Annotated in this window: 1 protein-coding gene; it reads left to right on the forward strand. The window is 45.4% G+C overall.

Going from position 1 to position 529, the window contains the following annotated elements; translation table 11 throughout:
- Positions 1 to 24: 24 nt before the first annotated feature.
- The coding region (locus BZJ21_RS15495; RefSeq protein WP_077670262.1) for a hypothetical protein at positions 25 to 529 on the forward strand (505 nt) is incomplete at its 3' end.

Genomic DNA, 529 nt, shown 5'->3' on the forward strand with positions numbered 1-529 from the left:
CTAACTTACATACAAGAGAACCACATGACTCAACTCATCACCCTAGACGATATGAAGAAGGCTATGCCTTCCAAAAAGAACGTCATTACCCAAGAAGCGGTTGATATTATCAATGCCAGCCGTACCGACCCCGAATTTCAGGGAGAAAGTCTGCTACAGACCGCGTCTGTTTATGAAGCAGTCCTTAAGGGCACCCGAGCATCGGTAACCGAATACCTCAACGCTATCCGTTTTTGTGCTTACATGATGACTAACGGGTCTAGTTACACGAAAGCTTACTCGAAAGTGTTTGCTGAGCGTGACTTTGTGAAAAACCGGGTAAACCTAGACCACGACGACCCCAAGTACGGTGAACTAACTAGCGCCGCGTCTCGTTATCGTCGCACTAAGCTTGTAAGCGATATACTTACAGCTAGCCAAATGCCTCTTGATTTGTTGTTTACGGGAGAGCGTTACAAGGCTATCGGTGTTCTTGCTAATATCATGCAAAAAGGTAAATATGACCGTGACAAAATTAACGCAGCTAAAG

Origin of the sequence: Salinivibrio costicola subsp. alcaliphilus (assembly GCF_001996185.1) — a bacterium.
GTDB lineage: Bacteria > Pseudomonadota > Gammaproteobacteria > Enterobacterales > Vibrionaceae > Salinivibrio > Salinivibrio costicola.